General features: G+C 35.8%; 8 protein-coding genes and 3 tRNA genes. All 11 read right to left on the reverse strand.

The features are described from left to right. Positions 1-116: 116 nt before the first annotated feature. Complete coding sequence (gene rpoB, locus O9267_RS04975; protein ID WP_298176758.1) at positions 117-3,929, reverse strand: DNA-directed RNA polymerase subunit beta; 3,813 nt, start codon at positions 3,927-3,929, stop codon at positions 117-119. Positions 3,930-4,207: 278 nt separating this feature from the next. Then, on the reverse strand, positions 4,208-4,579 hold the full coding sequence (rplL, locus tag O9267_RS04980; protein WP_298176760.1) for a 50S ribosomal protein L7/L12: 372 nt from the start codon (positions 4,577-4,579) through the stop codon (positions 4,208-4,210). 99 nt (positions 4,580-4,678) lie between these two features. After that, the gene (gene rplJ, locus O9267_RS04985; RefSeq protein ID WP_298176762.1) at positions 4,679-5,167 is read right to left on the reverse strand and encodes a 50S ribosomal protein L10; all 489 of its coding nucleotides are present in this window, start codon (positions 5,165-5,167) and stop codon (positions 4,679-4,681) included. 22 nt (positions 5,168-5,189) lie between these two features. Continuing rightward, positions 5,190-5,879, reverse strand: coding sequence for a 50S ribosomal protein L1 (rplA, locus tag O9267_RS04990; RefSeq protein WP_298176764.1), 690 nt, complete (start codon positions 5,877-5,879; stop codon positions 5,190-5,192). A 9-nt stretch (positions 5,880-5,888) separates the two neighbouring features. Beyond that, a complete protein-coding gene (gene rplK, locus O9267_RS04995) occupies positions 5,889-6,329 on the reverse strand; it encodes a 50S ribosomal protein L11 (protein WP_298176766.1) in 441 nt (146 codons plus the stop codon). Between the two features lie 68 nt (positions 6,330-6,397). Beyond that, positions 6,398-6,949: a transcription termination/antitermination protein NusG gene (gene nusG, locus O9267_RS05000; RefSeq protein WP_298176767.1), complete on the reverse strand. Its 552-nt coding sequence runs from the start codon at positions 6,947-6,949 to the stop codon at positions 6,398-6,400. Between the two features lie 10 nt (positions 6,950-6,959). Beyond that, positions 6,960-7,157 carry a preprotein translocase subunit SecE gene (gene secE, locus O9267_RS05005; RefSeq protein ID WP_298176769.1) on the reverse strand — a complete coding sequence of 66 codons (198 nt, stop codon included), beginning with the start codon at positions 7,155-7,157 and terminating at the stop codon, positions 6,960-6,962. A 16-nt stretch (positions 7,158-7,173) separates the two neighbouring features. Beyond that, a tRNA-Trp gene (locus tag O9267_RS05010) sits at positions 7,174-7,244 on the reverse strand. A gap of 61 nt (positions 7,245-7,305) precedes the next feature. Next, positions 7,306-8,493, reverse strand: a complete 1,188-nt coding sequence (tuf, locus tag O9267_RS05015; protein WP_298176771.1) for an elongation factor Tu — start codon at positions 8,491-8,493, stop codon at positions 7,306-7,308. A gap of 58 nt (positions 8,494-8,551) precedes the next feature. Beyond that, positions 8,552-8,623, reverse strand: a tRNA-Thr gene (locus tag O9267_RS05020). A gap of 51 nt (positions 8,624-8,674) precedes the next feature. Continuing rightward, positions 8,675-8,755, reverse strand: a tRNA-Tyr gene (locus O9267_RS05025). Positions 8,756-8,876 lie beyond the last annotated feature (121 nt).

Consider the following 8,876-nt stretch of genomic DNA (forward strand, 5'->3'; position numbering starts at 1 on the left):
AAATCGGAACGGGTTACGGGTATAAATCCTAAAAACTCTATAAATTAAGTAATCAGTTTTCAGTCACAGTTTTCAGCTTTAACACTGTAAACTGCGACTGTGACTGTTTACTATTATTATTCTTCTAATCTGATGTCTAAACCTAGACCTTTTAATTCGTGCATTAATACGTTGAAAGATTCTGGCAATCCTGGTTCTGGCATTGATTCACCTTTTACGATAGCTTCGTAAGTTTTGGCTCTACCAATAACATCATCCGATTTTACTGTTAAAATTTCACGTAATGTACTTGATGCACCGTATGCTTCAAGCGCCCAAACCTCCATCTCTCCAAAACGTTGACCTCCAAATTGAGCTTTACCTCCAAGTGGTTGTTGCGTAATAAGTGAGTATGGTCCGATAGAACGAGCGTGCATTTTATCGTCAACCATGTGTCCAAGTTTCAACATATAGATAACTCCAACTGTTGCTGCTTGGTGGAAACGTTCTCCAGTACCACCATCATAAAGATAAGTGTGTCCGAATCTTGGAATTCCAGCTTCATCTGTTAACTCATTGATTTGATCTAAAGATGCACCATCAAAGATTGGTGTTGCATATTTACGACCTAATTTTTGACCAGCCCATCCAAGAACTGTTTCATAAATTTGACCAATGTTCATACGAGAAGGTACCCCAAGTGGATTCAATACTATATCAACAGGTGTTCCATCTTCTAAGAAAGGCATATCTTCGTGACGAACAATACGAGCAACAATACCTTTGTTACCGTGACGTCCTGCCATTTTATCCCCAACTTTTAGTTTACGTTTTTTAGCGATATATACTTTAGCTAGTTTCAAAATACCTGCTGGTAATTCGTCTCCAACTGTAATAGTAAATTTCTCTCTACGTAAAGCACCTTGAAGGTCATTCAACTTAATTTTATAGTTATGGATTAAGTCGTTTACCATTGTATTGGTAGCATCGTCTGCAACCCATTGTCCTTTTGTTAAGTGAGCGAAATCTTCAACAGCATAAAGCATTTTTTGAGTATATTTTTTACCTTTTGGTAAAACCTCTTCACCCAAATCATTCATTACACCTTGCGATGTTTTTCCGTTAACGATTAAGAAAAGTTTTTCGATTAATTTGTCTTTCAATTCAACAAATTTAGTTTCGAATTCCATTTCTAAAGCACCCAAATCGTCTTTATCTTTGGTACGTTTCTTTTTATCTTTTACCGCTCTCGCGAATAATTTTTTGTCTAAAACCACACCATGTAATGAAGGAGAAGCTTTTAATGAAGCATCTTTTACATCACCCGCTTTATCACCGAAGATAGCTCTTAAAAGTTTTTCTTCAGGAGTTGGATCTGATTCTCCTTTTGGAGTAATTTTTCCGATAAGAATGTCGCCAGGTTTTACTTCGGCTCCTATTCTAATCATTCCGTTTTCATCTAAATCTTTAGTAGCTTCTTCAGAAACATTAGGAATATCGTTAGTTAACTCTTCGTTACCTAATTTAGTATCTCTTACTTCTAATGAATAATCATCTACGTGGATAGAAGTGAAAATATCATCACGAACCACTTTTTCAGAAATTACAATCGCATCCTCAAAGTTATACCCTTTCCAAGGCATGAACGCTACTTTTAGGTTTCTTCCTAAAGCAAGCTCACCATTTTGAGTTGCATAACCTTCAGATAAAACTTGACCAGGAATAACTCTATCACCTTTTCTAACAATAGGTTTAAGGTTGATAGAAGTACTTTGATTGGTTTTTCTGAATTTGATTAAATTATAAGTTTTTTCATCTGATTCAAAACTTACCATTCTTTCTTCTTCAGTTCTGTCGTATTTGATAGTAATAATATTAGCATCAACATATTCTACAGTTCCATGACCTTCAGCATTAATTAATACTCTCGAGTCAGATGCTACTTGTCTTTCAAGACCTGTACCAACAATTGGAGCTTCTGGACGTAATAAAGGAACGGCTTGACGCATCATGTTAGATCCCATCAACGCACGGTTCGCATCATCATGTTCCAAGAAAGGAATTAAAGAAGCAGAAATAGAGGCAATTTGGTTAGGTGCAACGTCAGTATAATGAACCACATTAGGATCAACAACTGGGAAGTCACCTTCTTCACGAGCAATAACTTTTTCAGCTGTGATTTTTCCATTATTATCCATTTCGATGTTTGCTTGCGCAATCATTTTTCCTTCTTCTTCCTCTGCACTTAGGTAAATAGGAGTAGATTCTAAATCGACAACACCATTGGTTACCTTACGGTAAGGTGTTTCGATGAATCCCATTCCGTTAACTTTAGCATATACACCAAGAGATGAAATAAGTCCAATGTTTGGTCCCTCAGGAGTTTCAATAGGACAAAGTCTTCCGTAGTGTGTATAGTGAACGTCACGAACCTCAAAACCTGCTCTTTCACGAGAAAGTCCACCTGGTCCAAGTGCCGATAATCTACGTTTGTGTGTAATCTCAGCTAATGGATTGGTTTGATCCATAAATTGAGACAACTGGTTCGTTCCGAAGAAAGAGTTGATAACTGAAGATAATGTTTTAGCATTAATCAAATCAATTGGTGTAAACACCTCGTTATCTCTAACGTTCATTCTTTCTCTAATGGTTCTAGCCATACGTGCTAGTCCAACACCAAATTGTTGTGATAATTGCTCACCAACAGTTCTTACACGACGATTTGACAAGTGGTCAATATCATCAATCTCTGCTTTAGAGTTAATTAACTCAATTAAGTATTTTACAATAGTAATGATATCTTCTTTGGTCAAGACTTGCTTTTCCATTGGGATATCTAAACCAAGTTTTTTGTTCATTCTATAACGACCTACTTCACCTAAGTTATAACGTTGGTCTGAGAAGAACAATTTATCTATAATACCGCGAGCCGTTTCCTCATCAGGTGGTTCAGCGTTACGTAATTGTCTGTAGATATGTTCAACTGCCTCTTTTTCAGAGTTAGTTGGGTCCTTTTGCAATGTGTTATGAATGATAGAATAATCAGCTTGCGAATTACTTTCTTTATGAAGTAATATTGATTTTACATCAGCATCGATGATTTCTTCTACATTATCTTTATCTAAAATAGTATCTCTATCAAGAATGATTTCGTTACGTTCGATAGAAACTACTTCACCAGTATCTTCATCTACGAAATCTTCGTGCCAAGTATTCAATACTCTAGCAGCTAATTTTCTACCGATGTATTTTTTAAGTCCTGTTTTAGAGACTTTAATTTCTTCTGCAAGGTCAAAAATTTCAAGGATATCCTTATCTCTTTCAAAACCGATAGCACGGAATAAAGTTGTTACAGGTAATTTTTTCTTTCTATCGATATAAGCGTACATTACACTATTGATATCGGTAGCAAATTCTATCCAAGAACCTTTGAAAGGAATTACTCTGGCAGAATATAATTTTGTACCATTTGCATGGAAAGATTGTCCGAAGAAAACTCCAGGAGATCTATGCAATTGCGATACTACAACACGTTCAGCACCGTTGATAACAAAAGTACCACTTGGTGTCATGTACGGTATTGTTCCTAAATAAACATCTTGAACAATAGTTTCAAAATCTTCGTGTTCAGGATCTGTACAATAAAGTTTTAATCTTGCTTTTAGAGGAACGCTGTACGTTAAACCTCTTTCTATACATTCTTGGATTGTGTATCTCGGTGGATCTACAAAGTAATCTAAAAACTCCAACACAAAGTTATTTCTTGTGTCTGTAATTGGGAAGTTTTCCATGAAGGTGTTGTATAACCCTTCGTCGCCTCTTTCGTCAGATTTGGTTTCCAATTGGAAGAAATCTTTAAAAGATTTTACCTGAACATCTAGAAAATCTGGATAGTTAGGTATGTTTTTTGTCGAGGCAAAATTCAATCTTTCGGTCTGATTTGTTATCATCAATGAAGAAATTTTGATTAAAAAAAGTAATTTTTGTGTAAAACACTGTTTAATTTATAAAACAATCTATACTTTTTTTTTATAACCAATACATCTTTAAAAATACTCTAAGAGATACTCTCTTTGCACTATTTTCTTTCTTCGTATTGATTTAAAAACCTTTTGTATTTATGCTTTTTTATAATAAAACTTAAAATAATTTTATTATACGAAAAATGGTTTAGACCATTGGATGCTTTATCCAAGGTCTAAACCTTATTCTAGTAACCTAGAAAAACTTATTTAAGTTCAACTACAGCTCCAGCTTCTTCAAGCGCTTTTTTAAGCCCTTCAGCTTCATCTTTAGCAACACCTTCTTTGATGTTAGATGGAGCAGCATCAACTAAATCTTTAGATTCTTTCAAACCTAAACCAGTTAATTCTTTTACCGCTTTTACTACAGCTAATTTAGAAGCACCAGCATCTTTCAATACTACTGTGAATTCTGATTGCTCTTCAGCAGCAGCTTCACCAGCACCACCTCCAGAAACTACAACAGCAGCTGCAGCTGGTTCGATACCATACTCGTCTTTTAATATTGTTGCTAAATCGTTAACTTCTTTAACTGTTAAGTTAACTAATTGTTCTGCGAATTGTTTCAAATCTGCCATTTTTTCTATCGTTTTAAAATGATTTGTAAAAATATAATTTATTATTGTGCGCGTGTTTTATGTGTTTATTTTAAGAATAAAATTCTTTATAAACTTGACCTATTCTTCGTCTTTGAATTGGTTTTTAAGAGCTGAAATAACTCTTTGTGCTGGTGATTGAAGTAATCCAATGATTTCTCCAATAACCTCTTCTTTAGATTTAAGTGAAGCTAACGAATCTAATAAGTTATCTCCAATATAAATTTCTGAATTGATAAAGGCACCTTTGAAAACTGGTTTATCAGATTTCTTACGAAATTCTTTGATAATTTTACCAGGAGCATTAGCAATATCAGCAATAAAGATAGAAGTGTTTCCTTTAAGAACTGATGGTAAATCACCATAGTCATTAGTAGAAGCTTCCATAGCTTTAGCTAATAATGTATTTTTAACAACCTCTAATTTAATGCCAGCTTTAAAACAAGCTCTTCTTAAGTTAGATGTAGTTTCTGCATTTAATCCAGAAATATCTGCTAGGTAAACTATGTTTGAACCAGCTAACTGTGCAGTTAAATCTTCAATCGCGATTGATTTTTCTTCTCTAGTCATACTAAAAATTTTTAACTACCAATTATACTGCTTTAGGATCCAAAGCAATTGCTGGACTCATAGTGCTAGAAAGGTGAATACTTTTAATGTAAGTACCTTTAGCAGCAGTTGGTTTAAGTTTGATTAATGTTTGAATAATTTCGTGTGCATTTTCTTGGATTTTATCAGCATCGAAAGATACTTTTCCAATTCCAGCATGAACGATACCTGTTTTATCTACTTTAAAGTCGATTTTACCTGCTTTAATTTCAGCAACAGCTTTACCAACCTCCATAGTTACAGTTCCAGTTTTAGGGTTTGGCATTAAACCACGTGGTCCAAGAACACGTCCTAATGGTCCTAATTTACCCATAACAGCTGGCATAGTAACGATAACATCGATATCTGTCCAACCATCTTTAATTTTTTGCAAGTAATCATCAAGACCTACGTGATCAGCTCCAGCAGCTTTAGCTTCTGCTTCTTTGTCTGGAGTTACCAACGCTAATACTCTCATGTTTTTACCAGTTCCGTGAGGTAATGCAACCACACCACGTACCATTTGATTCGCTTTTCTTGGATCAACTCCTAATTTTACAGCGATATCTACAGACTCGTCAAATTTTGCTGAAGCAATAACTTTAACTAATGCAGAAGCATCTTTTAAAGAGTATAACTTGTTTTTTTCAATTTTTGAAGCTGCTTCTTTTTGTTTTTTTGTCAACTTTGCCATATCTATCTCTTATTTTAGAGGAGAGTCTCCAGTTACTGTTATACCCATAGATCTAGCAGTTCCAGCTACCATACTCATTGCTGATTCGATAGTGAACGCATTTAAATCCACCATTTTATCTTCGGCAATAGTTCTAATCACATCCCAAGTAATATTAGCTACTTTTTTACGATTAGGTTCACCAGAACCAGATTTTAATTTTGCTGCATCCATCAATTGAACCGCAGCAGGTGGAGTTTTGATAACAAAATCAAACGATTTATCTTTGTAAACCGTAATTTGGACAGGACAAACTTTACCAGCTTTATCTTGGGTTCTAGCATTAAATTGCTTACAGAACTCCATGATATTAACACCAGCAGCTCCTAGAGCAGGTCCAACCGGTGGCGATGGATTCGCGGCACCTCCCTTAACTTGTAGCTTAACTACTTTACTAATCTCTTTAGCCATTGTTTAAAAATTTAACACATTATCATTTGGAAGCGATGAATGTGATTTATTAAGTGTGTAACAAAAAATTATACTTTTTCAACTTGCATAAAACTCAATTCTAAAGGTGTTTTTCTTCCGAAAATTTTCACCATTACTTCAAGTTTACGCTTTTCTTCATTTATCTTTTCTATAGTTCCATTGAAACCATTGAAAGGACCATCAATAACTTTAACTGTTTCTCCTAAGTTAAAAGGAATTGCATGTGTATCAGTTTTAACCGCTAACTCATCTACTTTTCCAAGCATTCTGTTAACTTCTGACATTCTCAATGGCACAGGATCTCCTCCTTTTACTTCACCTAAGAAACCAATAACACCAGTTATCGATTTAATAATGTGAGGTATTTCACCAACAAGATTTGCTTCAATCATTACATAACCAGGAAAATAAACTTTGTCTTTAGCAATTTTTTTTCCATCACGAACTTGCACTACTTTTTCAGTAGGAACAAGAACTTGCGAAATATAATCACTCATCCCAAGTCTATTAGTCTCAGTTTCGATATAAGCCTTTACTTTGTTTTCTTGGCCACTTACCGCTCTAACAACATACCACTTTTTCACGTTATTGTCTGTCATTACGATTGAATTAACCTTTTAACCATCTAAAAAAACCTTCCAAAGACTTAGCAAAAAGCTCATCTACTCCCCATGTTGCCAAAGCGAATAAAACTGAAAATAAAGCTACTATTATAGTGTAACGTTGAACATCAGCCCAAACTGGCCAAGTAACATTAGACTTTAATTCTTCGAAAGCTTCAGATATGTAATTAACAACTTTTGTCATTGTATTTTATTTTTTGCACGGGCGGAGGGATTCGAACCCCCATCAACGGTTTTGGAGACCGCTATTCTACCCTTGAACTACGCCCGTTTCATTAAAAACCAGTGCCGTTATTTTACGACACTGGTTTCATAAATATTATGAAATGTGATTATCCTACTATCTCAGTAACCTGTCCAGCTCCAACAGTTCTACCACCTTCACGGATAGCAAAACGTAAACCAACACTCATTGCGATAGGACTTAATAAAGCAACATCTATAGTTAAGTTATCACCTGGCATTACCATCTCTACACCTGCTGGTAAAGAAATAACTCCTGTTACGTCAGTTGTACGTACGTAAAACTGTGGACGGTAGTTATTGTGGAATGGTGTGTGACGACCACCTTCTTCTTTTTTCAAGATATAAACCTCAGCTTTAAATGTAGCGTGTGGTTTTACTGAACCTGGCTTAATGATAACCATACCTCTTTTGATATCAGCTTTATCAATACCTCTTAAAAGTAATCCTACGTTATCTCCAGCTTCACCTCTATCAAGGATTTTACGGAACATCTCAACTCCAGTAATAGTAGAAGTTAATTTTTCAGCTCCCATACCGATGATTTCAACAGCATCTCCAGTATTTGCAACTCCAGTTTCGATACGACCTGTAGCAACAGTTCCACGACCTGTAATTGTAAATACGTCTTCAACTGGCATCAAGAATGGTTTATCTGTATCACGAACTGGCTCTTCAATCCAAGAGTCAACAGCTTCCATCAATTCAATGATTTTTGGAACCCAAGCAGGATCATTATTCAATCCTCCTAAAGCTGAACCTTGAACAACAGGACCATTATCTCCATCATATTCGTAGAAAGACAATAAATCTCTGATTTCCATTTCAACAAGTTCTAACAACTCAGCATCATCAACCATATCCACTTTATTCATGAATACAACGATTCTTGGAATACCAACTTGACGTCCTAAAAGGATGTGCTCACGAGTTTGTGGCATTGGACCATCAGTTGCAGCAACAACTAAAATAGCACCATCCATTTGAGCAGCACCAGTAACCATGTTTTTTACGTAATCCGCGTGACCAGGACAGTCAACGTGTGCGTAGTGACGGTTAGCAGTTTCATACTCTACGTGAGATGTATTAATTGTAATACCTCTTTCTTTCTCCTCTGGAGCGTTATCAATTTGATCGAACGATTTTGCTTGACAGTAACCAGCATCAGATAATACTTTAGTGATTGCTGCAGTCAAAGTAGTTTTTCCGTGATCTACGTGCCCAATTGTTCCTATGTTTAAGTGGGGCTTGTTACGGTTAAAATTTTCTTTTGCCATTTTACTTAATTTTTAATCTTAGTTATATATTTATTAGTGTTCAAATATTCAATTTTTGAGCCAACTACGGGAATTGAACCCGTGACCTCTTCCTTACCAAGGAAGCACTCTACCCCTGAGCTAAGTCGGCAGAAGCCCCACCCCAACCCTATCCAAAGGACAGGGAGTTGGTTTGGAATTGTGGGGAGAGCAGGATTCGAACCTGCGAAGTTCACACAGCAGATTTACAGTCTGCCCTCGTTGGCCGCTTGAGTATCTCCCCATTTTTATTGATTTTTCAGTGCTATAAAAGAACAAATTCCAAATTATTTCGGAAAATATTATTTAGAGCCGGCGGAGGGACTCGAACCCACGACCTGCTGATTACAAATCAGCTGCTCTAG

The sequence above is a fragment of the Flavobacterium sp. genome (assembly GCF_027531705.1).
GTDB lineage: Bacteria > Bacteroidota > Bacteroidia > Flavobacteriales > Flavobacteriaceae > Flavobacterium.

Coding starts and splice junctions, on each gene's coding strand:
- nusG (WP_298176767.1), bottom strand. CDS start 6,949: ATGACAGACAATAACGTGAAAAAGTGGTATGTTGTTAGAGCGGTAAGT.
- rpoB (WP_298176758.1), bottom strand. CDS start 3,929: ATGATAACAAATCAGACCGAAAGATTGAATTTTGCCTCGACAAAAAAC.
- rplJ (WP_298176762.1), bottom strand. CDS start 5,167: ATGACTAGAGAAGAAAAATCAATCGCGATTGAAGATTTAACTGCACAG.
- secE (WP_298176769.1), bottom strand. CDS start 7,157: ATGACAAAAGTTGTTAATTACATATCTGAAGCTTTCGAAGAATTAAAG.
- rplL (WP_298176760.1), bottom strand. CDS start 4,579: ATGGCAGATTTGAAACAATTCGCAGAACAATTAGTTAACTTAACAGTT.
- rplK (WP_298176766.1), bottom strand. CDS start 6,329: ATGGCTAAAGAGATTAGTAAAGTAGTTAAGCTACAAGTTAAGGGAGGT.
- rplA (WP_298176764.1), bottom strand. CDS start 5,879: ATGGCAAAGTTGACAAAAAAACAAAAAGAAGCAGCTTCAAAAATTGAA.
- tuf (WP_298176771.1), bottom strand. CDS start 8,493: ATGGCAAAAGAAAATTTTAACCGTAACAAGCCCCACTTAAACATAGGA.